Source organism: Hymenobacter busanensis (assembly GCF_008727865.1).
Lineage (GTDB): Bacteria > Bacteroidota > Bacteroidia > Cytophagales > Hymenobacteraceae > Solirubrum > Solirubrum busanense.
On sequence record NZ_VTWU01000001.1, the window covers coordinates 964,055 to 988,502 of the forward strand.

The window sequence follows — 24,448 nt, forward strand, 5'->3', positions numbered from 1 at the left end:
AGTCGAAGATGCCGAAGTTTGAAGCAGGATGATAGTACGGGTTAGTTTGCTAATTATTTGAGTGAAAAGGCGCTGGTAAAAACTAAAAAAATTAGGAACTTTATGCGTGCGCCGCGCCTTAAAAAATGTTGCGCTCTGCGCCACTTACGGTACTTTTGATGGTAATACGCATTCCCACCCCTGACCAACCCGCACCTCCTGTGGTCAACACCGATTATCCCGCCCCCGACGACACCCCGCGCGACGAACAGCCGGAGCTGTTCAACGTGGGCGACACTGTAGACTTTGGCGCCTCCGCTGCCGCGGCAGAAACCCCCGACGCCTCGGCTTCGGATGAAAACGCCGACGAGGCCGACGGCGAGATGTTGCCCCTCGAAGACGAGGACGACGAGTTGGCCGAAGCCGTGGAAGCCCAGCCCGAAGAAGGCGACTTCACGCCCGGCGAAACCATTCACGACATCTCCAGCATTGGGGGCATGTACCAGAACTGGTTTCTGGACTACGCTTCCTACGTGATTCTGGAGCGCGCCGTGCCGGCCATCGAAGACGGCCTCAAGCCCGTGCAGCGCCGCATCATGCACGCCATGAAGGAGATGGACGACGGCCGCTTCAACAAAGTGGCCAACGTCATCGGCCAAACGATGCAGTATCACCCGCACGGCGACGCCTCTATCGGCGACGCCATCGTGAACCTGGGCCAGAAAGACCTGCTCATCGAAACCCAGGGCAACTGGGGCGACGTGCGCACCGGCGACGGCGCGGCCGCGCCGCGCTATATCGAAGCGCGCCTCTCCAAGTTTGCCCTCGACGTGGTATTCAACCCCGATACCACCGAATGGCAGGCCAGCTACGACGGCCGCAAGCGCGAGCCGGTGACGCTACCGGTGAAATTTCCGCTGCTGCTCGCGCAGGGTATCGAAGGCATTGCCGTGGGCTTGAGCACGAAGATCATGCCCCACAACTTCCGCGAGTTGTGCAAGGCCTCGATTGACGTACTCAAGGGCCGCGACATCGTGCTGTACCCGGACTTTCCGGCCGGCGGCCTCTGCGACGTGACCAACTACAACGGCGGGTTGCGCGGCTCCAAGCTACGGCTGCGCGCCACCATCGAGAAGGTCGACAAAACCCTGCTGGTGATTCGCGACGTGCCCTATGGCACCACCACCACCGGTGTGATGGAGAGCATCGTGAAGGCCTCGGAGGCCAACAAGATCAAGATCAAGAAGGTGGTCGACAACACCGCCGCCGTGGTCGAAATCCAGGTGCACCTGCCCGCCGGTGTGTCGCCCGACCTGACGATGGACGCGCTCTACGCCTTCACCGACTGCGAAATCAGCCTCTCGCCCAACACCTGCGTCATCATCGACGAGAAGCCGCGCTTTGTGGCCGTGGAGGACATGCTGCGCCTGAGCACCCAGAAAACCCTGCGGCTGCTGGAGCGCGAGCTGGAGATTCGCCAGGACGAGCTGCAGGAAAAGTGGCACTCCGCGTCGCTGGAGAAGATTTTCATCGAGAACCGCATCTACCGCAAAATCGAGGAGTGCGAGACGTGGGCTGAGATTCTGGAAACCATCGACGCCGGCCTGAAGAAGTTCGTGCGCATCGACGGCGAAAAGGAGCGGGCTAACGACACGCGCATCGTGCTGCGCCGCGCCATTACCGAAGACGACCTCACGCGCCTGACGGAAATCCGCATCAAGCGCATTTCCAAGTTCGACGGCTTCAAAGCCGACGAGTACATTCAGAAGCTGGAAACCGAGCTGGCCGAAGTGGCCGACAACTTGGCCAACCTCACACGCTACGCCATCAACTACTTCGAGGGCCTGCTGAAGAAGTACGGCGCGGGCAAGGAGCGCAAAACCGAGCTGCGCACCTTCGACGTGGTGACGGCCCAGAAAGTAGCCGTGGCCAACCAGAAGCTCTACGTGAACCGCCAAGACGGTTTCGTGGGCCACGGCCTGAAGAAGGACGAGTTCGTGTGCGACTGCTCCGACCTCGACGACATCATTGCCATCAAGCGCGACGGCACCTTCGTGGTGACCAAAATTGCCGAGAAAACCTTCGTGGGCAAGGATATCCTGCACGTGGGCATCTACAACAAAAACGACGACCGGCTGGTGTACAACATGGTGTACCAGGATGGCCCCTCGGGCATCAGCTACGGCAAGCGGTTCCTCGTCACGGGCATCACCCGCGACAAGTCGTACGACCTGACCAAGGGCGGCAAAAACTCGAAGGTGCTCTACCTGACGGCCAACCCCAACTCCGAGTCGGAGGTGCTGTCGGTGCAACTGTCCGACAAGGCCCCGGCCCGCGTGAAGCAGTTCGACTTCGACTTTGCCGAGCTGGCCATCAAGGGCAAGGGCTCGATGGGCAACATCGTGACCAAGCAGCCGGTCAAGAAAATCACGCAGAAGTCGCTCGGCGACTCCACCCTCGGCGGCCGCGAAATTTTCTTCGACGACGTGGTGGGCCGCCTCAACACCGGCGGGCACGGCCGCTTCCTGGGCACCTTCGACACCGACAACACGGTGCTGGTGGTCTACAAAGACGGCTCTTACGAGTTGACCGCGCCCGATCCGGCCATTCACTTCGAGGTGCGCAACATTGCCCTGCTGCGCAAGTTCGACCCCGACACGGTCATCAACGCGGTATACCTGGAGGGCGAAACGAAAACCTATTTCGTGAAGCGCTTCCGCATCGAAACGAGCACCGTGGCCAAGCGCTTCTCCTTCCTGCCCGAAACCAAAGGCACCAGCCTGGCCGTGGTAACCTGCGGCGTGGTGCCCGAAATCGAGGTGAAGGTGCAGAAGGAGAAAAAAGGGGAGAAGCTCACCGAGCGCATTCACCTGCACGAATTCATCGACGTGAAAGGCTGGAAGGCCATGGGCAACAAGCTCAACTACTTCAAGGTGCTGAGCGTGGAACTGCTCACCGACGAGGGCCCCGAGCCGGAGCGCAAGGCCCAGGTGAAGAAAAAAGGCCCGGCCACCATTCCCAAAACCGCCAATGGCGCGGCGCCTGCCGAGCCGCTACCCGAGCACGAGGGCGACGTGGTGATTTCACCCGAAGAAGTGGCCCAGGCGCAGGCCTTGCTTCAGCGCAAGCCCAAGTCGCAGATGACGCTGTTTTAAGGCGCGGCTTCACCAAAGCCCCCGCACGTCCGATTCGGCCCGGTTTCGTTGCCTGCTGCCCGCGCAGTGCAACGAAGCCGGGCCGCTTGGCGTTTGTATCAGCACGCAGGTTTTGCGTATCTTTTTGCGTCTTTGGGCTCTGCTTATGTTCCGCTCGCTCCGTTCCTGTGCTGCCACCGTTAGCCGCTTGCTGGTCGGCCTGGCTTTGCTGTTGGCCCTGGATTGCCGGGCCGACGACGGCGACGAGCCCAAGACCAGAGTGGCCGAAGTCTCGCGCCTGATGGCCGAGGCTCGTGCCCTGCAGAAGCAATACCGCGAATCGGCCGCCTTGGCGCGCTACGAGTTGGTGCTGGCCCAGCAACCCCGCTACTACGAAGCCCTGTGGCGGGCCGCCGTGCTCAGCACCAGCATCGGCATGCGCTACACCGATGAAAGCCGGCGCACGGCCTATTTCACCTCGGCCCGCCAGTACGCCGACCGCGCCTACGCCGTGAATCCCAAAGGCGGTGAGGCCAACTACGCCGTGGCTTTCACCCTGGCCCAGCGGGCTACGTTGCTCAACGCTCCGCAACGCATTCGGCTCTACAAGGAAATGAAGCCCTATGCATGGAGGGCCGTGGAGTACAGCCCCAACTTGCCCGACGCCTGGCAGATGCTGGGCCGCTGGCACTACCGCGTGGCGCACTTCAACGTGGTCGAGCGGGCTTATTGCCGCCTGTTTTTGGGCGGCCGGCCCGCCGGTGCCTCCAATACCCGCGCCATGGAAGCGCTGCGCAAAGCCCACGAACTGGACCCGCGGCGCATCCAGTTTTGCTACGACCTGGCCCGGGTCTATGCAAATCAGCACCTGACCGATGAAGCCATGCAGGTGCTCGAACAGGCCGCCGCCTTACCCACCGTTACCAGCGAAGACCTCGAAACCAACCGCAAGTGCCTGAAGCTGCTGGGCCAAGTGCGTCGCAGTTGCGGGATGAAGGGGGAGGTTTGCGCGGCGGTGCGGCCCTGAACCTGTTATGGGATAGGGGCGAGATGAGCTGTCCCCGAAGCTGGTTTATCCGTTGAAAAACGGTAACTTATCCAACGGCAGCACGGTTCACTCAACCGCTGGATGCCGGGCTTCATGCGGTGCGGTCTAAAGTTATTGGTGGGCTTTGCCGGATGGATGAGCAGCGTGTTGTTTGGGTTTTCGCCCGCTTTTGGGCAATCCAACGCGGAAGTAGCCGCCGTTCTGCAGCGCGTATTGGTCGCTGATTCCAGCCAAGCCGAACTTCGCCCCGTGCGGCGCTTTTACGCGGCTCTCAACTTTGCCCCCGCCTGGACAAGCCCTGCGGGCTGGCTACCGCTCTCGGCTGACGCGTTACGGTTGCTCACTCGGGCTCCTGAGTTTGGTCTCTTACCCGCCGAGTACGAGCTGCCGGCCCTGCTGCACCTCACAGATTCACTGCAGTGCCCCGGGGCTTCGGCCGCTACCCGACTAGTGCAGCGCGTACGATGCGAATTGCTGTTCACCAAAGCCTTGCTGAACTTGGGGCAGCACCTGCAGAAAGGCCGACTGGCGGAGCAACCCTTCACCACAGGGACTACTGTTCCACCTGACCCTGATGCTGCCAACATGCTGCTTCGGGCTCGTCGTAGTGGATCCGTAGCTGCGTCCCTGCTTGCCTTGCAGCCCACCGGCCGCAGTTACGTTCGGCTGCTTTGGGCGTGGCAGCACCTGTTGCGTACCGATACCGCCGCGGCGCGGCGCCTCCGGCCGACAGTCGCCATCAACCTGGAACGGCTGCGGTGGGAGCCGGCCGCCGATTCGCTGTACGTGGTGGTCAACATTCCTTCCTACACACTGCAAGTCGTCCGTGGCCCGCAGGTAGTACGCTCCTTTCGGGTGATTGTGGGCGAAACGCCCACGCCGACACCGGAGCTCTACAGTCACATTCGGTTTTTTGAAACGTCGCCGGAGTGGCGCGTGCCGCATAGCATTGCGGTGGGCGAGATGCTGCCGCGCCTGCGCCGCAACCCCGGCTACTTGGGCGCCAATAACTTTCTGCTCTACGACCGGCAGGGCAAGGTGGTAAACCCGCGCAGCATCAAGTGGCAGACCGTAACGCCCGAAACGTTCGTGTATTCCATCCGGCAGATTGCATGCTGCGACAATGCCTTGGGCAACGTAGTATTCCGCTTCCCTAACCCGCACGATATTTTCGTGCACGACACCCCCACCCGGGAACTGTTCAACAAACGCAGCCGGGCCCTCAGCCACGGCTGTATTCGGCTCGAAAAACCGCTGCAGCTGGCCTCGTTTTTATTGCGGCGCGATTACGGCTCCAAAGCACAAAGCCGCATCGACCTGATGTGGGACAGTGTGTACAGCGGCTATGGCAAGTTCTTTCCGCTGCGCAACCCCGTGCCCATTGTGGTGCGCTACGTCACCTGCGAAGCCGACGGGCCCCAACTGCGCTTGCTGCCCGATGTATACGGTCGCGATGAGGCGCTGCAAAAGCGGTTTTTCGATGTTCCTACGGCGTCGCCGCTCGTTAGCGTGGGCAATTAGTGTTCTGCACCACTGGTTGTACCTTTGCGTCGGTGTATTTTTCTGCTTCCGTGGTTCGTTTTGGCTTGTTGAGTGTGGTGCTTGGCGGTATGGCGCTGCTGGTGTCCGGTTGCGGCGACGCCCAATCGGCGCACGCCTCGGAAACCATGGTGAACCTGCGAACCGTGCAGAGCGGCCCCGCCATTCAAGCCGCCGAGCTCAACGGGGCCATTGCCCGGCAGCCGCGCAATGCCGGCTTGTACGCCCGCCGCGCGGCTTACGAAGTCGAGGCCAACAACTTAACCGAGGCGCTGCGGGACATCAACCGCGCCCTGGAGCTCGACGACGAGGCGCCCGGCGACTACTACCTGATCAAAGCCCGGGCCCTGCGCGCCCAGGGCCGCTTGCTGGCCGCCATCGATGCCGCCGCGCAGGCCCAGCAACGGGGCTACAACCCGCCCGAACTACACTTGCTGCTGGGCGAAACCAACCTCGCTGCCCGCCGCTACCGCACCGCGCTCGACTACCTCGACCGCGTGCTGCGCGACGATGCTGACAACGCCTCCGCATTGTTCTACAAAGGCCTCGTGTATTCGGCCCTGCGCGACACCGCGCAAGCCCTGGATTTCCTGCGTGCCAGCGTTGTGCGGGCGCCGCGCCAGCCCGAGGCCTTGCATCAGTTGGCCTATCTGCTGAATGCGAACAACCAACCCCTGGCAGCCGCTCCCTACATCGAGCGTGGGCTGAAAGTAGACCCAACTTACGCGACCCTGTGGTACGACCGCGGCCGGGTATTCGACCTCAGTGCCCAGCCCGATAGCGCCGCCCGCCAGTACGCCCGCGCCGCTTTCCTCGATTCCACTCTCTACCGCGCCGACTACCGCCTGGGCATGTTTCGCTACAAAAACAAGCGCTACGCCCAGGCCATCCGTCCGCTCAGCCGCGCCCAGCGCCGCAGTCAGTACTTGCCCGACGTAGGCCTCATGCTGGCCGATTGTTACGAGCAAACCGGCCAGAACCAGTTGGCTTGGGTGGCCTACCGGCAGTTGGTCAAGCAGTTTCCCGGCAACCGCCACTACACCTACAAAGTCTGGAAGGTAGGCCAGCGGCTGCCCGCGCCCCAACTCGATTCGCTCAAGCTGGTGTACGGTGCGCCCCCCTTGCCGCGCCGCGCGCCGGCCGCCGTTCGGCCCAGCTTCGAGCCGCTCGAAGCCAAGGCACCTACGCTTCAAACCCTGCCTAAGTAGCCCTGCTGAGGGCAGGTGCCCATTTTACAGTTCGGCGCGGTTTCCCCGCCCGAAGCTGCTAACTTGCGGGCTACTGCAGTTTTTGCCCTATTTGGTATGATTGACATCACGCTCCCCGATGGCTCCAAGCGCCAGTTCGAAGCCGGCGTAAGCGGCTACGATGTGGCCGCGAGCATCAGCGAAGGCCTGGCCCGCAACGCCTTGGCCGTGCGCGTCGACGGCGAAGTCCGCGACCTGCATCGCCCCATTGACCACTCCGCCGCGCTCGAAATTCTGACGTGGAACGACGACGCGGGCAAGAATACATTCTGGCACTCCTCGGCCCACTTGCTGGCCGAAGCCCTGGAGGCGCTCTACCCCGGCGTGAAATTCGGCATCGGGCCGCCCATCGAAAACGGCTTCTACTACGACGTCGACTTGGGTGAGGGTCGCAGCATCAGCCCCGACGGCTTTGCCGCCATCGAGCAGAAAATGCTGGAGCTGGCCAAAAACAAAAGCCGCTACGAGCGTCGCGAGGTGTCGAAAGCCGATGCCATTGCTTACTTCACCGAGAAGGGCGACCCGTACAAGCTCGACCTGCTCGAAGGCCTGCAGGACGGCAGCATCACGTTCTACCAGCAGGGCAACTTCACCGACCTCTGCCGCGGCCCGCACATCCCGGACACCTCCACCATCAAGGCGGCCAAGGTGCTGAACGTGGCCGGTGCCTACTGGCGCGGCGACGAGAAGAACAAGCAGCTCACCCGCATCTACGCCATTACCTTCCCCAAGGACAAGGAACTGAAGGAGTACCTGCACAAGCTGGAGGAAGCGCGCAAGCGCGACCACCGCAAACTTGGCAAGGAGCTGGAGTTGTTCGCGTTTTCGGAAAAAGTAGGAGCGGGGCTGCCCCTGTGGCTGCCCAAAGGCACGGCCCTGCGCGAGCGGCTGGAGCAGTTTCTGCGCCGCGCCCAGGTGAAAGCCGGCTACCTGCCGGTAGTCACGCCCCACATCGGTGCCAAGGACTTGTACGTGACGTCAGGTCACTACGAGAAGTACGGCGCCGACTCGTTCCAGCCCATCAAGACGCCGAACCCGGGCGAGGAGTTCTTCCTCAAGCCTATGAACTGCCCCCACCACTGCGAGATTTTCAAGACCAAGCCGCGTTCCTACCGCGACCTGCCTTTGCGCCTCGCAGAGTTTGGCACCGTGTACCGCTACGAGCAGTCGGGCGAACTGCACGGCCTGACGCGCGTGCGCGGCTTTACCCAGGACGACGCCCACATCTTCTGTCGCCCCGATCAGGTGAAAGAGGAGTTCCTGAAGGTGATTGACATCGTGCTTTATGTACTTCGTGCGCTGGATTTCCCCGATTTCACCGCCCAGATTTCCCTGCGCGACCCGGAAAACAAAACCAAGTACATCGGCTCCGACGAAAACTGGGAGCGGGCTGAAGCCGCCATTCAGGAAGCCGCCCAGGAGAAAGGCCTGAAGACCGTTACCGAACTCGGCGAAGCCGCGTTCTACGGTCCCAAGCTCGACTTCATGGTGCGCGACGCCATCGGCCGCAAGTGGCAGCTCGGCACCATTCAGGTCGACTACAACCTGCCCGAGCGGTTTGAGCTGGAGTACGTGGCCTCCGACAACTCGCGCCAGCGCCCCGTCATGATTCACCGCGCGCCGTTTGGTTCGTTGGAACGCTTCGTGGCCGTGCTCATCGAGCACTGCGCCGGCAACTTCCCGCTGTGGCTGGCCCCCGAACAGTTCGTGGTGCTGCCCATTTCGGAGAAGTACCACGACTACGCCCGCCAGGTGCAGGAGCAACTGCAGCAAGCCGACCTGCGCGGCACCGTCGATGAGCGGGATGAGCGGATCGGCCGCAAAATCCGCGACGCCGAGATGCAAAAAGTGCCCTACCTGCTGGTGGTGGGCGAGAAGGAAGCCGACAACGGCATCGTCTCGGTGCGCCGCCACGGCGAGGGCGACCTGGGCTCGATGCCCATTGATGCCTTCATCCGCAACTTCCAGGAGCAAGTGGAGGAAATTATGCGCGGCGGAACCGTAGCGGCCCATTAGCCGTTTAGCAACGTACAAAACAAGCTCAGCCCGCCGGAAACCGTGTTTTCGGCGGGCTGAATTTTGTGGTTCGGGAAAATTGCCGGATATTCGCCCGCTGAAATAGTTGGCTAGACCTGATTGTCAGGAGCTTTCGGCTGTTCGCCCAACCAAGTTTCACCTTAAACACCTCGTCTTATCAGAACCCCCAATCGCCGCCTCCCTCCGCGTCAGGTAGAGGAGCCGTTCAAAATCAACCATAAAATCACGGCCCGTGAAGTCCGCCTAGTAGGCGACAACGTGGAGCAGGGCATTTATCCGACGGACCAAGCCCGTCGCATGGCCGAGCAGCAAGGCCTTGATCTGGTGGAGATTTCGCCGACGGCAGTGCCGCCGGTGTGCCGCGTTATCGACTACTCGAAATTTAAGTACGAGCAGAAGAAGCGCACGCGCGAGATGAAGGCCAAGCAGACGAAGGTCATCGTGAAGGAAATCCGCTTCGGTCCCAACACCGACGACCACGACTACGCTTTCAAGCTTAAGCACGCGCAGGAATTCCTGAAGGAAGGCGCCAAAATCAAGGCCTACGTGCATTTCGTGGGTCGTTCCATCGTCTTCAAGGAGCGCGGTGAAATTCTGCTGCTCAAATTTGCTCAAGCCCTCGAAGATCTGGCCAAAGTAGAGCAGTTGCCCAAGCTCGAAGGCAAGCGCATGTTTCTGTACCTCGCGCCCAAAGTCGCTCCTTCGGCGGCTGCCAAGCCCAAGCCCGCCGCTCCCAAAGAGGGCGAGGCCAAGCCCAAAGCCGAGAAACAGCCCGCCAAAAACGAGGCTGCTGAGTAGACCCCTCCGCTGTTTCGGCAGCGCTAGCACAACTTTTCAGGCGAGCCGGCCCTAGGCAGCCGGCCGCCGTTGTTGTTTCATTTCTTACACCCTTTCAAAATGCCGAAAGTAAAAACCAAGTCCGGCGCCAAGAAGCGTTTCAAGCTGACCGGCACGGGCAAAGTAAAGCGCAAGCACGCGTTCAAGTCGCACATTCTGACCAAGAAGAGCACCAAGCGCAAGCGCCACCTCACGCACGCAACCCTCGTTAGCTCGGCCGACATGCCGCGCGTGAAGGACATGCTGCACATCTAGTCGGAGGGCTAAATGGTTAAAATGGCTGTCGTTCTGCGGCCACTATTCACCAGTTAGCCATTTGATCATTCACCCCATTTTTTAACCCGGCGTCCGGTCTGACGACAAGCCGCTCTTGAAAGGAGCCGGCACCGGCCGCCAAAAACACAGTAGGTTATGCCAAGAAGCGTCAATAACGTGGCCTCGCGCCACCGTCGCAAAAAGGTAATGCGTTTGGCCAAAGGGTACTTTGGTCGTCGCAAAAATGTCTGGACCGTTGCCAAAAACGCGGTTGAGAAAGGGTTGCTCTATGCTTACCGCGACCGTAAGGTTAAGAAGCGTGAGTTCCGTGCCCTCTGGATTCAGCGTATCAACGCCGGTGCCCGTCAGTACGGCCTGTCGTACTCGCAGTTTATGGGCGGTTTGAAGCGTGCCGGCATCGACCTGAACCGCAAGGTGCTGGCCGACCTGGCCCTGAACCACCCTGAGGCATTCAAAGGCATCATCGAGAAAGTGAAAGCGTAAGCTTCTGACGACTTGAAGACGAAACCGCCCGGTTGCTGCAAAGCGACCGGGCGGTTTTGCGTTTGTAACGGCTTGGCGCAGCTACACGGTCGTGGCCGAACCAGGCACCAACGTATGCTGGTGTTGCGCCTCGCGCAGCCAGCGCTGCGCTGCCGTTACATCATCGAACAAGTGCATTTCAAACCGGTCGCCCACACGGCGCAGCATTTCCTCGCCCGAAACCCGGCCGAACACCCCGGGCGAGAGCACGTGCGCGAAGCGGCGCAGTCCCAGCCGAAGCGCCTGCGGCATCCACTGCTGCTCAATCCAGTCGTTGGCTTGGTCCCAGGAGCCGACCACGCTGCGGTTGTCGTTGAGAATGTAATGGCAGCCGGTTTCGCGCATCACTTCCAGCACCTGCGTTGCGCCTAGTACCACGGTGTCGGAGGGAATTACCCCCAGCCAGTTGTTGTAGATCCACCCGTGGGCGGCGTCAAACTCGATGGTGAGGTACGTCTTACCGAATGTCGTTTTAAGTTCGTGCTTCATCACCGGTCACCGCGGCGAAACCCTGTGCCGCTGGTTCATCAGTGAAAGTAGAAAATTATGACGGTTATATATTCCGTTGATTAAATAACGTCCGCGAATTGGGTTGTAAAGCAGGGAGGTGGTTGCCGCTGGACCTGGGCGGTAAAAACAAAAAACGCCTTCCCGGAAAGGGAAGGCGTTTCACCGTAGCGGGGACGAGAGTTGAACTCGTGGCCTCAGGGTTATGAATCCTGTGCTCTAACCAACTGAGCTACCCCGCCGGATTTTGGTGCCGCAAAGGTAAGGCGAAGATTTAACGTCATGCAACCCTTGCTGGAAAAAAATCCCGTGTATCTTGCCGCTACCACCATTGCCGTTTTCCCCTTTTGCGGCAGTCGACTGCTTTTTTCGCTTGCTTATGCCTCTTTCTGCTACCCGCTCCAAACACCGGTTCGTGCACGAGTTTCCGGTCAACGCGTCCCCCAAGATTCTGTATCCCTACTTGGCTTCGGCCTCGGGCTTGCGCCAGTGGTTTTGCCAAGATGTGCTGACGATGGACCACCACACGTTCAACTTCGTGTGGGACAACCAGCCGCATTACGCCGAGCTAACGTCGCAACGCACCAACCGTTCGGTCCGCTTCGTATTTCTCGACCACAACCGCCGCCACATGCCCGATGCCAACTACCTCGACTTTACCATCGAGTCGTCGGAATTGACCCAGGAGTACTTTTTGCGCGTGGTCGACTATTCGGAAGAAACCGACGACCTGGAACTGCTGGATATGTGGGATAACCTGATGCAAAAGCTGCGCGAACTAGTGGGCGGCTAAGGCACGAAACGAGTACCCGAACCGTTACGGAAAAGGAGTGGACGCGGCCCTACAGCCGCCGCCACTCCTTTTTTGCTGCGCTGCCGCCGCTGTGGCCGTTACCTTTGCGGCCGCTTTGGGCGGCTGCCCATTTGCTCCCTGGTGCATGAAGAAATTAGATAAGCTGATCATGCGGGCGTTTGCGGGCCCGTTTCTGCTCACGTTTGCTGTTACGGAATTCGTATTCCTGACGCAAACGATGATGAAGTACATGGACGACCTCGTGGGGAAAGACCTCGGGGCCGGTGTGCTGGCCCAGTTGCTGGTGTTTTTCAGCGTGCTCATCGTGCCCATTTCATTGCCACTGGCCGTGTTGCTGTCGTCGCTGATGACGTATGGCAACTTGGGGGAACACCACGAACTGACGGCCATTAAAACCTCGGGCATTTCGCTCACGCGTATTCTGCGGCCGGTGATGCTGTTTAGTGTGCTGCTGGCTGGCTTTGCGTTTTGGTTCAACAACACCATCGTGCCCAAAGCCAACCTGAAGGCTTTTAGCTTGCTCTGGGACGTACGCCAACAAAAGCTGGCCCTTGACATTCGGGAAGGCGTGTTCTACAACGGCATTCCCGGCTACACCATCAAGGTCGACAAGAAGTTGGGCGAAAACGGCGACCGGCTGCACGGCGTGATGATTTACGACCACAGCGGCACCAGCGGCAACGCGGCCATGGTGGTTGCCGACTCGGGCCGCATGTACACGCGATTTGGCGGGCAGTACCTCGGTCTGGAATTGTTTCACGGCCGCAAATACGTGGAGCAGCCCAACGCCCGCGACCGGGCCGGGGCCGGCTTCGTGCAGCAGCGCTTCAACAAAACCAACATCACGTTTTCGCTGGCTTCGTTCAATCTGAGCGACACACCGGATGAGCTGTTCTCCGAAAACAAGATGATGAAGACCCTGCCCCAGCTGCACACCTTCGTCGATTCGGTGCACCGGCAGCTGGCCAAAGACCGGCAAGGCATGTTGCCTCAGCTCAACCCGTATTTTACCTACCTGCATTTCGACACCACCGGCCAGGCCCGCAGCGCGCGGGTGGCCCACCTGAAAGTGCCCGCCAAGCGCATGGGGGCGTTGTCGGCGCCGGTGGTGCAGGCCACCACCAGCCGGGTGCGCAACCTGCAGGCGTTTGCCAGCAGCTACGCCGAACGGCTGCGCAACCAAGCCCGCGAAGCCGCCAATTACCGTATTGAGGTGTACCGCAAATACACCCAGACGGCTGCCATCCTGGTGATGTTCTTGATTGGGGCGCCGCTGGGTTCCATTATCAAAAAAGGCGGTTTGGGTGTGCCGGTGCTGGTGTCCATCTTCTTTTTCATCGTGTTCTACGTCGTGTCCATCATCGGCGAGAAGTACGGGCGCGAGTTCGTAATGCCCGTGGGTTTCGGCATGTGGATGTCCAACGTCGTGTTGCTGCCGGCCGGCCTGTTTTTCCTCTACCAGGCCCGCCACGACTCCAGCCTCTTCGAGGTGGACTTCTGGCAGCGGCTCACCCGGCGCCTGCCCAAGTGGATGAGCCGCCGTGCCGAACCGGCGGCCGGTTAACCCCGCTCGACAACCCGCTTTCTACCGCCCTGCAATGATGCCCTCGTTGCGGGGCGGGCTTTTTTAGTGCAGGCTCCGCAAAATTCTCTTACCTTTGCGGCCACGGCGAGCTATGCGGTTCGTTGATTCCTTTCCACATTTTAATCCAAGACGGGGCTTTTCTCCCTATCTGCCGATGAAACTCTCTACCGAAGCCAAACAGGCTATCTTCGCTCAGCACGGCGTGGCCAAAACCGCCACCGATACCGGTTCGGCCGAATCGCAAATCGCGCTGTTCTCGCACCGCATCAATCACCTCACCGAGCACTTGAAGATCAACAAGAAAGACTTCTCGACTCGCCTGGGCCTGTTGAAGCTCGTTGGTAAGCGCCGTCGTCTGCTGAACTACCTGCAGCAGCGCGACATCACCCGCTACCGCGCCATTATCAAAGAGTTGGGCATCCGTAAGTAAGCCCAACGCACCGAAGTAGGGAGTCCGCCGGCCGGATTCCCTACTTTTTTTGCGCTGCCCGGTACCGAAACGGCCGGGCGCGTTGTTTTAACCCCGCCGACCGGCCGCCGCGCCCCTGATGCGCCCCAACTGCGGCCAACCCGCTGCCCCACGCTGTCCATCATCATCAAAGCTACCCCTGAAGGAATGCCTCCTTACAACGCTGTCACCAAATCCCTCGCCCTGCCCGACGGCCGGCAGATTTCCATCGAAACCGGCAAACTGGCCAAGTTTGCCGACGGCGCCGTCGTCGTTCGCCTCGGCGACGCGATGCTGCTCGCCACGGTGGTGTCGCAGCCCAGTCAGCGCGAGGGCGTTGATTTCCTGCCGCTGTCGGTTGATTACCAAGAAAAATTCGGTTCGGCCGGCAAGATTCCCGGCTCGTTCCAGCGCCGCGAAAGCCGCCTGTCGGACTACGAAATCCTGATTTGCCGCCTCGTCGACCGCATCCTGCGCCCGATGTTCCCCAAGGACTATCACTACGAGGTGCAGGTGATGATTTCGCTGATTTCGGCTGACAAAGAAGTGCAGCCCGACGCGCTGGCCGCCTTGGCGGCTTCGGCGGCGCTGTCGATTTCGGACATCCCGTTTGCCGGCCCGATTTCGGAAGTGCGCGTAGCCCGCATCGACGGCCAGTTTCAGATCAACCCCAAGACGGCCGACATTGCCCGCGCCGACATGGACATCATTGTGGGCGCCACGGCCGACTCGGTGGCCATGGTGGAAGGCGAGATGAACGAAGTGAGCGAGCAGGAAATGGTGGAAGCCATTCAGTTCGGCCACGAAGCCATCAAGCAGCAGGTGCAATTGCAGCTCGACCTCGCCGCTGAGGTAGAGAAAAGCAAAGTGAAGCGCGAATACCCCAAGTACGACGAGAACGAGGAGCTGAAAAAGCGCATCCACGAGGCCATCTACCAGGGTGCCTACGACGTGGCCAAGAGCGGCAACACCAGCAAAGCCGGCCGCAAGGAAGGCTTCTCGGCAGTGAAAAAGCAGTTCTTGGACCAGTTGCTGCTCGAGCAGCCGGAACTGGACATGAAAATGTTCTCGCGCTACTACTCGTCGGCCGAGAAAAAGGCCATCCGCGACATGATGATCAAGGAGCGCACGCGCTTGGACGGTCGTCAGCTGACGGAAATCCGCCCGATCTGGAGCGAAGTGAACTACCTGCCCGGTGCCCACGGCTCGGCCCTGTTCACCCGCGGCGAAACCCAGTCGTTGACCACCGTTACGCTTGGCACCAAGCTCGACGAGCAGATTGTGGACCAGGCGATGGTGAAAGGCTACAATAAGTTTTTACTGCACTACAACTTCCCGGCCTTCTCGACCGGCGAAGTGAAGCCCAACCGCGGCCCCGGCCGCCGCGAAATCGGCCACGGCAACCTGGCCATGCGCTCCTTGAAAAAGGTGCTGCCCGCCGAGGACGAAAACCCCTACACCATCCGCATCGTGTCGGACATTCTCGAGTCGAACGGCTCGTCGTCGATGGCCACCGTGTGTGCTGGTTCGATGGCTTTGATGGACTCGGGCATTCCGGTGCGCGCCGCCGTGTCGGGCATTGCCATGGGCTTGGTGCAGGACAAGGAAACCGGTGAGTACGCCGTTCTGAGCGACATTCTCGGCGACGAGGACCACCTCGGCGACATGGACTTCAAGGTAACCGGCACCGAGAAAGGCATCGTGGCTTGCCAGATGGACATCAAAATCCAGGGCCTGAGCAACGAAATCCTGACCAACGCCCTGTTGCAGGCCCGCGAAGGCCGCCTGCACATCCTGCGCGAAATGGCCAAGACCATCAGCGCTCCGGCGGCTGAACTGAAGCCCCACACCCCGCGTTCGACCAAAGTGCTGGTCGACAAGGAGTACATCGGCGCCATCATCGGCCCCGGCGGCAAAGTGGTGCAGCAGATCCAAAAGGATACCAACGCCACCATCACCATCGAGGAGAAGGACGAGAAGGGCCACGTGTACATCTACGCCTCCAACGCCGACGACATGGCCGCTGCGGTATCGCGCATCCGCGGTATTGCCGCCACGCCGGAGCCGGGCGAAACCTACACCGGTACCGTCCGCTCGATTCAGGCTTACGGCGCGTTTGTGGAGTTCATGCCGGGCAAAGACGGCCTGCTGCACATCTCCGAAGTGAGCTACGACCGTCTGCCCACGCTGGAAGGCGTGCTCACGGTGGGCCAGGAAGTGCAGGTGCAACTGGTGGAAGTCGACAAGAAAACGGGCAAGTTCCGGTTGTCGATGAAGAGCCTGCTGCCGAAGCCCGAGGGCTACGTAGAGCCGTCGGAGCGCCCCGACCGTGGCCCGCGCCCCGAGCGTGGCGACCGTCCGGATCGGGGCCCGCGTCCCGACCGCGGTCCGCGCCCCGATCGGGGTCCGCGGCCGGAGCGTACCGAGTCCGCCAACAACGACTCCCAGAACCAGTAAGCTGCTGAAGCCGAACTTTCGGTCAGGAGTGGGCGTTAGCCCCTTCTGACCGAGCTTCGGCCGGTTTTCGCTCCGAAATTCAACCTGCACCTTTCTACCCGCTTCCGCGCCCGTCACAATGAGACAGTTAAAAATCAGCAAGCAGATTACCAACCGCGAAAGTCAGTCGCTGGACAAGTACCTCCAGGAGATTGGCAAGGTGGATCTGCTCACCCCCGACGAGGAGGTAACGCTGGCCCAGCGCATCAAGGAAGGCGACCAGCAGGCGCTGGAAAAGCTCACCAAGGCCAACCTTCGCTTTGTGGTGTCGGTGGCCAAGCAATACCAGAACCAAGGCTTGTCGCTGGGCGACCTGATCAACGAGGGCAACCTCGGCCTGATTAAAGCCGCCAAGCGCTTTGACGAAACCCGGGGTTTCAAATTTATTTCCTACGCCGTATGGTGGATTCGCCAGTCCATCCTGCAGGCCCTGGCCGAGCAGTCGCGCATCGTGCGTCTGCCCCTGAACCGCGTTGGCTCGCTGAACAAGATCAGCAAGTCGTTTTCGGAGCTGGAGCAGAAATTTGAGCGGGAGCCCTCGCCCGAAGAAATTGCCGAAGTGCTCGAACTGACCACCTCAGAAGTGGTGGACACGCTCAAGATTTCGGGCCGCCACGTATCGGTGGACGCGCCGTTTGTGCAGGGCGAAGAAAACCGCCTGCTCGACGTGCTCGAAAACGAAGACGAGGAAACGCCCGACAGCGGCCTGATGACCGACTCGCTCCGCAAGGAAGTGCAGCGTGCCCTGAGCACGCTCACCAAGCGCGAAGCCGACGTCATTACGCTCTACTTCGGTCTGAACGGCGAACATTCCCTGACCCTCGAAGAAATCGGGGAGAAGTTCAACCTCACCCGCGAGCGGGTGCGTCAGATCAAGGAAAAAGCCATCCGCCGCCTGCGCCATACCTCGCGCAGCAAGGCGCTGAAGCCTTACCTGGGCTAAGCTCCACGGCTACTTTATCGTCACTGAAAACCCTGGCCCTACGGTCGGGGTTTTTTGTACCGCGGAGTGCTACTTCGCATTCCGCTTTACGCGTCGAACGTAGTTGTTCGGCGATGCGCGAACTGCAAGCTCGCGCTGCTACTTTTGCCGCACTCTTTCCGAATCTTTCCCTTCAATGGAAAACGCTACTGAGCACGTCAAGTGCCTGATTATTGGCTCGGGGCCGGCCGGTTACACGGCTGCCATCTACGCCGCCCGCGCCAACATGCAACCCGTGATGTACCAGGGCCTGCAGCCCGGCGGGCAGCTCACCATCACCAACGACGTGGAGAACTTCCCCGGCTACCCGAAAGGCGTGATGGGCCCCGAAATGATGGAGGACCTGAAAGCCCAGGCCGAACGCTTCGGCACCGATATTCGCTACGGTCTGGCTACGAGCGTCGATTTTTCGGGTCATCCGCACCGGGTGACCATCGATGAGAAAACTACCCTAAAAGCCGACGCCGTAATTATTGCCACCGGCGCTTCAGCCAAGTGGCTGGGTATCGAGTCCGAGGCCCGGCTGAACGGTTCGGGCGTGTCGGCCTGCGCCGTGTGCGACGGATTCTTCTACCGCGGCAAGGACGTGGCCATTGTGGGCGCCGGCGACACAGCGGCCGAAGAAGCTACCTACCTCTCGAACCTCTGCAACAAGGTGTACATGCTGGTGCGAAAAGGGGAGATGCGCGCCTCTAAGATCATGCAGAAGCGCGTGCTCGATAACCCCAAGATTGAGGTGCTCTTCAACACCCAGACCGATGAAATACTGGGCCAGCACGCCGTGGAAGGGGTGCGCGTGAAAAACATTTTGACCCACGAAACGCGCGAAATTGCCATCGAGGGTTTCTTCGTTGCCATCGGCCACGAGCCCAATTCGGCCATTTTCCGCGACTACCTGCACCACGACGAGCAGGGCTACTTGAAAACCCTGCCCGGCACGAGCAAAACCAACGTTGACGGCGTGTTTGCCTGCGGCGACGTGCAAGACTTTGTGTACCGCCAGGCCGTGACGGCCGCCGGCACCGGCTGTATGGCCGCGCTCGACGCCGAGCGCTACCTGGCCGCGCTGGGCGTCCACTAGCCCGGCTTTGCCGCAGCGTGCGTTGCGGCTTTCCACGCATACTAAACGGCCACCCCCGGCCGTTGTCCGGGCCGACCTGCCACGCGCAGGTCGGCCCGTTTGCTGAATGCTTCCGTACTTTGCACCCCCAAGTGCCGGGCCGCCACGCCCAGCACCTGGGCCAAGTCCGTTTCCACCCCCACGTGCCCTTGTCCCATACGTTCAAATTCTGGCTCCTGACGCTGCTGGCGTTGCTGCTCTGGCTGGCCCCCGACCAGGGGCTGGCGCAGCGGCGCAAGTCTACGCCCAAGGCGAAAGCCGGTACGCCCAAAGACTTTTTCCGCATCAAAGCGCCCAAGATTCGCTACGTGCGGCCCGATACCACGGTGCTCATCGAAACCGAAGAGCTGCCCGACGACAACTCAGAAGCAGCCAAATCGGTGTTCCAGCCGGCCAAGCCGCTCAGCATTGTGAGCGAAGACACCAGCACCCTGAACCTGGGCGAGCAAAGCATCGTCGAGATGTCGGAAGAGGTGCTCATTGATTCGTCGTGGATCAAAGTGGCCGGTTACTACTCCATCTGGGATACCCGCTCGGTGAACCCCTACCGCATGGACGGCCGCCGCTTGCGCGACACCCTCACGCTGCACCTGACCGACCCGCCCCGGGAGCGGTACGCCCGCATGCCCATGGCCGAAACCCCGCTGACCTCGGACTTCGGTTTCCGCGGCTACCGCTGGCACTACGGCGTGGATATTGACCTAGAAACCGGCGACTCGGTGAAAGCGGCTTTCGATGGCGTGGTGCGCGTGGCCAACTGGGACGGCGGCGGCTACGGTTACTACCTCGTCATTCGGCACTACAACGGCCTGGAGACGCTCTACGGCCACTTGAGCAAGCAGCTGGTGAAGCCCGGTACCTTCGTGAAGGCCGGACAGCTGATTGCCAAAGGTGGCAGCACCGGCCGCAGCACCGGCTCGCACCTGCACTACGAGGTGCGCTACGAGGGCAACCCCATCGACCCCGAGCAGGTGTACGACTTTCCCGAGCACCAGCTGCGCGGCGAAAACCTCCAGATTACGGCCGCGCTGTTTAATTACGCCGGCCAGGCCGCCCGCTTAAAAGCGGCAGCCCGCGCCCGCGCTGCGGCGCAGCACAAGCCCACGGCCGCCCGCCGCGTGGTGTCGCACCGCATCCGGTCGGGCGACACGCTCTCGGAAATTGCCGACAAATACGGCGTGTCGCAGGCTCAGATTCGGCGCCTCAACGGTATAACGGGCAAGACCACCCTGCGCCCCGGTCGTACGCTCCGCATCAAATAATACTGGCTGGATTGCTAAATGGTCAAATGGCTGGTCGTTCAACGATTCGTTAGGACAATCAGCCATTTGGCCATTTGACCATTTAACAATTCAAGAATGATGAAACTCGACATCCTGGCCCTGGCTTCGCATCCCGACGACGCCGAAATGTCCTGCGTGGGCGCCATGCTGGCGGCTGCCGCCTTGGGCAAGAAAATCGGTATCGTAGATCTCACGCGGGGCGAGTTGGGCACGCGCGGCACCCCCGCTACCCGCGCCGAGGAAGCCGCTGCCGCCTCGCAGATTCTGGGGCTGCACGCCCGCGAAAACATGGGTTTGCCCGACGGCTTTTTCCAGAACGTGCGCGAGCATCAGCTACCCATCATTGCCGCCATCCGCCGCTACCAGCCCGAAGTGGTGCTGTGCAACGCCATTCACGACCGGCACCCCGACCACGGCCGCGGCGCCCAGCTGCAATCCGACGCCTGCTTTCTGGCTGGCCTGAAGATGATTGAGACGCTGGGCGACGACGGCCAGCCGCAGGCCGCGTGGCGCCCCAAGCACGTGTACCACTACATCCAGGACCGCCAGATCAAACCTGACTTTGTGGTGGATATTTCGGCGCACTGGGAGACCAAGCGCGCCTCCATTGCCGCCTACAAGTCGCAGTTCAACGTGGTGGAAGAAGGCGAGGAGCAGACCTACATTTCGGGGGCCGTGTTCTGGCAGTTCCTCGAAGCCCGCGCCCGCGAAATGGGCCACATCATCGGCGCTGAGTTCGGCGAAGGATTTACCGTGGAGCGGCCGATAGGAGTGCGTGACGTGACGACGTTGCTATAATTAACTATTACAAGAATACTTCAACTAAGTAAATAATCTGCTATGAAAATTATATTTAATAGGTGTTTTGTGAGAGTAGATATATCAATAAATATATGGGTGAATGACTTTCTTAATTCGCTTGAGGACTGTATAAACGCGAATAATTTAGAAAAGGTGTCTTGTGAAGTTCGTGCCGGTTTAATATTTATCTCTGCGGAAGAATCAAAAAAAGAGATGTTTGAACCGCGACGGAATAGGTATTTACTACATAAGACTAGTGAAAGCGAAGATGGAGGTGTTGAACTGAAGGAAGTATTGGAATATGAATTCCAAATCAATACGGATCAGTTGAGTGGATTGAAAACTGGTGGAGAAAGAGAATCCTTTTTAGCAAATATAATTGCCTCTTCATTCAAAATAGTTCAGCCATTTGCCAAGAAGAAAGGTTCGCTAATCAATTTTGATTCATTAGCAGCGTTAGTAAGGCTGTTTGTTAAAAGCAACAAAGAATAATTTCCACTACCCATAAAACGAAGCACCCCGAACATTCTAATCGGGGTGCTTCGTTTTATGGGTAGTGGAAATTTAGGCTAACCGATTCTTCTTCCAATTAGAAGCCTGCACTGTCGTTCCGCTGTGAGTCGCGCCATTCTCTAAAACCGCAGCACCTTTCTGCTCCGTCAGGAGCTTGGCGGCGAAAACGGCGGCCAACTGCTCCAGCTCCGCGTTCGGGGCGTTGTTGGCCAGCACGCTGGGCTGGAAGTGGTCCTTGATGAAGTTCGTGTCGAAGTCGCCGGAGACGAAAGCGGGGTGCCGGAGCACGAAGCGGCCAAAGGGCAGCGTGGTTTCGATGCCGGTAATCTGGTACTCGTCGATGGCGCGCAGCATCCGCTCGATGGCCTCGGTACGGTCTTTCCCGTAGGTGACCAGCTTAGCAATCATCGGGTCGTAGTAAATCGGAATGTCCATGCCCTGCTCAAACCCGTCGTCGACGCGCACGCCGGGGCCCTGGGGGCGCACGTACACCGCCAGGTTGCCAATGTCGGGTAGGAAGTTGTTCTGCGGGTCTTCGGCGTACACACGCAGCTCCACGGCGTGGCCGGTAATCGTTAGGTCTTCCTGCCGGAAGCTCAGCGGCAGACCCTGTGCCACCTTAATCTGCTCCTTCACCAGATCGAGCCCGGTGATGCACTCCGTCACGGGGTGCTCCACCTGCAGGCGGGTGTTCATTTCGAGGAAGTAGAAGTTGCGCTGGTCGTCGAGCAGGAATTCCACGGTGCCGGCGCCGGTGTAGTTGCAGGCGCGGGCCACGTCCACGGCGCAGCGGCCCATTTCGGCGCGCAGTTCGGGCGTGAGCACCGACGAGGGTGCCTCTTCAATCACCTTCTGGTGGCGGCGCTGAATGGAGCATTCCCGCTCAAACAAGTGCACGATGTTGCCGTGCTCGTCGCCCAATACCTGAATTTCGATGTGGCGTGGGCCGGTCACGAACTTCTCGATGAACACCGCGCCGTCGCCAAACGCCGACACGGCCTCGTTGATGGCCAGCTGCATCTGCTCCTCAAACTCCGCCGCCGCGTGCACCAGGCGCATGCCCTTGCCGCCGCCGCCGGCCGAAGCCTTAATCAGGATAGGAAAACCCACCGTTTCGGCAATACGCTTGGCTTCTTCCACGTCGGAAATGGCCTCGGCAGTGCCCGGCACCAGCGGAATGTTGTACGCCTGCACGGCCTGCTTGGCCGAGAGCTTGTCGCCCATGATGTTCATGGCCTCGGGCGAGGGGCCGACGAAGATGATGCCCGCTTCCTTCACCATGCGGGCGAATTCGGCGTTTTCGGAGAGGAAGCCGTAGCCGGGGTGAATGGCGTCGACGCCCAGCTGTTTACACACTTCGATGATTTTGTCGCCGCGCAGGTAGCTGTCTTTGGACGCGGGCGGGCCCACGCACACGGCTTCGTCGGCGTAGCGCACGTGCAGGGCGTTGCGGTCGGCTTCGGAGTAGATGGCCACGGTCTGGAGGCCCATTTCGCGGGCCGAGCGCAACACGCGCAGGGCAATTTCGCCGCGGTTGGCGACGAGCAGCTTGGTGATTTTCTTCATGCCGAAGGGGCGGAGGGGAAGGGCAAAGGTTTGGAAGGCCGAAGGTAGGACGTAGCGCGAACTTTGGCTACGCCGGCCCTCGGTGGTAGTTCGCGCTGCTATTCGGCGTGCCGACTACGGTCGAACTTAACTGCGCCGGGCTGAGCGTCGTTTCGTAACTTGCGCCGCGTTCGGCCGTGCCCCAACGGGCGCCAGGGCCGCGTTTTTTCAGTAACCCCACCCAAAAGCATTCCCGCGTGGATATTTTTGAGAGAATTGCCGCCAACCGCGGCCCGCTCGGCAGCCACTCGCACTACGCCCACGGCTACTTCACGTTTCCCAAGCTCGAAGGCGAAGTCAATCCCCGGATGATTTTCCGCGGCAAGGAAGTCCTGACCTGGAGCCTCAACAACTACCTCGGCCTGGCCAACCACCCCGAGGTACGCAAAGTCGACGCCGAAGCGGCCGCCGAGTTCGGCATGGCCGTGCCCATGGGGGCCCGCATCATGAGCGGCAACTCCAACTACCACGAGAAGCTGGAAGCCGACCTGGCCGACTTCATCAAGAAGCCCGACGTGCTGCTGCTCAACTTCGGCTACCAGGGCGTGGTGTCCATCATCGACGCGCTGGTGTCGCGCCACGACGTGATTGTGTACGACGCCGAGTCGCATGCCTGCATCATCGACGGCGTGCGCCTGCACCAGGGCAAGCGCTTCGTGTACCCGCACAACGACATGGCCAGCCTTGAGAAGCAACTCGAGCGCGCCAAGCGCATGACCGACGAGACGGGCGGCGGCATTCTGGTCATCACCGAGGGCGTATTTGGCATGTCGGGCAACCTCGGCAAGCTGCGCGAGGTGGTGGCCTTGAAGGAGAAATTCGAGTTCCGCCTGTTCGTCGACGACGCGCACGGCTTCGGCACGATGGGTGAAACCGGGGCCGGTACGGGCGAATTTCTGGGCGTGCAGGACGGCATCGACATTTATTTTTCGACGTTCGCCAAGTCGATGGCCAGCATCGGTGCCTTCGTGGGCGGGCCCGAATCGGTAATTGAATATTTGCGCTACAACATGCGCAGCCAGATTTTCGCCAAATCCCTGCCTATGCCCCTTACGGTGGGCGCAATCAAGCGTTTGGAGCTGCTGCGCACCCAGCCGGAATTGAAAGAAAACCTCTGGACGGTGGTGCGCGCCCTGCAAAGCGGCCTGCGCGAAAAAGGCTTCAACATCGGTACCACCGAGTCGCCGGTTACGCCGGTGCTGCTCAACGGCCAAATTCCCGATGCAACGCAGCTAACCTTCGATTTGAGAGAGAATTACGGCATTTTCTGCTCCATCGTGGTATATCCGGTGGTGCCGAAAGACGTGATTATGCTACGCCTGATTCCCACGGCCTCGCACACGCTGGAGGACGTAAAGCAGACCATTGCGGCCTTCGAGGCCGTAGCGGCCAAACTCGACAAAGGCCTGTACTCGAAACAGCCTGCAACGGCCTAGAACGGCTTTTTGCTAATAAGCTAAACCGCCCGCTGCCTCGTGTAGCGGGCGGTTTGTTTTTGCACTAAGCCAAGAGAAATGGCGAAGGCCAAAAATCTGAAAACGCAGATTTTAGGTAGTGAAATGGCCCCATACGCGCTGTATAGGCCGATTAAAAAAAAAGAGAAAAATTAGCTTGTATTTGAAATGCCCGTATATTAGACCCGGTCAAATACTTGTTCCACACCACAAACCCTCCT

General features: G+C 60.2%; 19 protein-coding genes, 1 tRNA gene and 1 pseudogene. 18 read left to right on the plus strand and 3 right to left on the minus strand.

Annotated features, from left to right (window positions below; translation table 11 throughout):
- The first annotated feature begins 362 nt into the window (after nucleotides 1–362).
- From F0P96_RS04100 to rplT, 8 genes and pseudogenes are all read left to right on the plus strand, one after another.
- On the plus strand, nucleotides 363–3,134 hold the full coding sequence (locus tag F0P96_RS04100) for a DNA gyrase/topoisomerase IV subunit A (RefSeq protein ID WP_235917382.1): 2,772 nt from the start codon (nucleotides 363–365) through the stop codon (nucleotides 3,132–3,134).
- Between the two features lie 145 nt (nucleotides 3,135–3,279).
- On the plus strand, nucleotides 3,280–4,140 hold the full coding sequence (locus F0P96_RS04105) for a tetratricopeptide repeat protein (RefSeq protein WP_151077511.1): 861 nt from the start codon (nucleotides 3,280–3,282) through the stop codon (nucleotides 4,138–4,140).
- A 156-nt stretch (nucleotides 4,141–4,296) separates the two neighbouring features.
- Nucleotides 4,297–5,682, plus strand: coding sequence for a L,D-transpeptidase family protein (locus F0P96_RS04110; RefSeq protein WP_235917372.1), 1,386 nt, complete (start codon nucleotides 4,297–4,299; stop codon nucleotides 5,680–5,682).
- A gap of 50 nt (nucleotides 5,683–5,732) precedes the next feature.
- A complete protein-coding gene (locus F0P96_RS04115) occupies nucleotides 5,733–6,908 on the plus strand; it encodes a tetratricopeptide repeat protein (protein WP_151077513.1) in 1,176 nt (391 codons plus the stop codon).
- Nucleotides 6,909–7,004: 96 nt separating this feature from the next.
- Complete coding sequence (thrS, locus tag F0P96_RS04120; RefSeq protein WP_151077514.1) at nucleotides 7,005–8,963, plus strand: threonine--tRNA ligase; 1,959 nt, start codon at nucleotides 7,005–7,007, stop codon at nucleotides 8,961–8,963.
- A 177-nt stretch (nucleotides 8,964–9,140) separates the two neighbouring features.
- Nucleotides 9,141–9,683, plus strand: a pseudogene (gene infC / locus F0P96_RS04125) (translation initiation factor IF-3); the annotation flags it as partial.
- Nucleotides 9,684–9,881: 198 nt separating this feature from the next.
- On the plus strand, nucleotides 9,882–10,076 hold the full coding sequence (rpmI, locus tag F0P96_RS04130; protein WP_151077516.1) for a 50S ribosomal protein L35: 195 nt from the start codon (nucleotides 9,882–9,884) through the stop codon (nucleotides 10,074–10,076).
- Nucleotides 10,077–10,232: 156 nt separating this feature from the next.
- Nucleotides 10,233–10,580 (plus strand): 50S ribosomal protein L20, encoded by a 348-nt coding sequence (gene rplT, locus F0P96_RS04135; protein WP_151077517.1) that lies wholly within the window; start codon nucleotides 10,233–10,235, stop codon nucleotides 10,578–10,580.
- Between the two features lie 81 nt (nucleotides 10,581–10,661).
- On the opposite strand, the gene F0P96_RS04140 is transcribed toward rplT, so the two are convergent.
- Both F0P96_RS04140 and F0P96_RS04145 read right to left on the minus strand, forming a co-directional pair.
- Nucleotides 10,662–11,108, minus strand: a complete 447-nt coding sequence (locus tag F0P96_RS04140; protein ID WP_151077518.1) for a hypothetical protein — start codon at nucleotides 11,106–11,108, stop codon at nucleotides 10,662–10,664.
- 186 nt (nucleotides 11,109–11,294) lie between these two features.
- Nucleotides 11,295–11,368, minus strand: a tRNA-Met gene (locus F0P96_RS04145).
- A gap of 137 nt (nucleotides 11,369–11,505) precedes the next feature.
- Here F0P96_RS04145 and F0P96_RS04150 point away from each other — a divergent pair.
- From F0P96_RS04150 to F0P96_RS04190, 9 genes are all read left to right on the plus strand, one after another.
- Nucleotides 11,506–11,919, plus strand: a complete 414-nt coding sequence (locus F0P96_RS04150; protein WP_151077519.1) for an START-like domain-containing protein — start codon at nucleotides 11,506–11,508, stop codon at nucleotides 11,917–11,919.
- A 145-nt stretch (nucleotides 11,920–12,064) separates the two neighbouring features.
- Nucleotides 12,065–13,504 (plus strand): LptF/LptG family permease, encoded by a 1,440-nt coding sequence (locus F0P96_RS04155; RefSeq protein ID WP_151077520.1) that lies wholly within the window; start codon nucleotides 12,065–12,067, stop codon nucleotides 13,502–13,504.
- Nucleotides 13,505–13,679: 175 nt separating this feature from the next.
- Nucleotides 13,680–13,955: a 30S ribosomal protein S15 gene (gene rpsO, locus F0P96_RS04160; protein WP_151077521.1), complete on the plus strand. Its 276-nt coding sequence runs from the start codon at nucleotides 13,680–13,682 to the stop codon at nucleotides 13,953–13,955.
- A gap of 186 nt (nucleotides 13,956–14,141) precedes the next feature.
- Nucleotides 14,142–16,430, plus strand: a complete 2,289-nt coding sequence (gene pnp / locus F0P96_RS04165; protein WP_151077522.1) for a polyribonucleotide nucleotidyltransferase — start codon at nucleotides 14,142–14,144, stop codon at nucleotides 16,428–16,430.
- A gap of 118 nt (nucleotides 16,431–16,548) precedes the next feature.
- The gene (locus tag F0P96_RS04170; RefSeq protein WP_059071387.1) at nucleotides 16,549–17,412 is read left to right on the plus strand and encodes a sigma-70 family RNA polymerase sigma factor; all 864 of its coding nucleotides are present in this window, start codon (nucleotides 16,549–16,551) and stop codon (nucleotides 17,410–17,412) included.
- 175 nt (nucleotides 17,413–17,587) lie between these two features.
- Complete coding sequence (trxB, locus tag F0P96_RS04175) at nucleotides 17,588–18,532, plus strand: thioredoxin-disulfide reductase (RefSeq protein WP_151077523.1); 945 nt, start codon at nucleotides 17,588–17,590, stop codon at nucleotides 18,530–18,532.
- Between the two features lie 188 nt (nucleotides 18,533–18,720).
- On the plus strand, nucleotides 18,721–19,833 hold the full coding sequence (locus tag F0P96_RS21350) for a M23 family metallopeptidase (protein WP_276529388.1): 1,113 nt from the start codon (nucleotides 18,721–18,723) through the stop codon (nucleotides 19,831–19,833).
- A 96-nt stretch (nucleotides 19,834–19,929) separates the two neighbouring features.
- The gene (gene bshB1 / locus F0P96_RS04185; RefSeq protein ID WP_338074383.1) at nucleotides 19,930–20,652 is read left to right on the plus strand and encodes a bacillithiol biosynthesis deacetylase BshB1; all 723 of its coding nucleotides are present in this window, start codon (nucleotides 19,930–19,932) and stop codon (nucleotides 20,650–20,652) included.
- A 42-nt stretch (nucleotides 20,653–20,694) separates the two neighbouring features.
- A complete protein-coding gene (locus F0P96_RS04190) occupies nucleotides 20,695–21,147 on the plus strand; it encodes a hypothetical protein (RefSeq protein WP_151077524.1) in 453 nt (150 codons plus the stop codon).
- A 72-nt stretch (nucleotides 21,148–21,219) separates the two neighbouring features.
- On the opposite strand, the gene accC is transcribed toward F0P96_RS04190, so the two are convergent.
- Nucleotides 21,220–22,734 carry an acetyl-CoA carboxylase biotin carboxylase subunit gene (gene accC / locus F0P96_RS04195; protein WP_151077525.1) on the minus strand — a complete coding sequence of 505 codons (1,515 nt, stop codon included), beginning with the start codon at nucleotides 22,732–22,734 and terminating at the stop codon, nucleotides 21,220–21,222.
- 236 nt (nucleotides 22,735–22,970) lie between these two features.
- Between accC and F0P96_RS04200 the strand changes: the two genes are divergently transcribed.
- Nucleotides 22,971–24,209 carry an aminotransferase class I/II-fold pyridoxal phosphate-dependent enzyme gene (locus F0P96_RS04200; protein ID WP_151077526.1) on the plus strand — a complete coding sequence of 413 codons (1,239 nt, stop codon included), beginning with the start codon at nucleotides 22,971–22,973 and terminating at the stop codon, nucleotides 24,207–24,209.
- Nucleotides 24,210–24,448 lie beyond the last annotated feature (239 nt).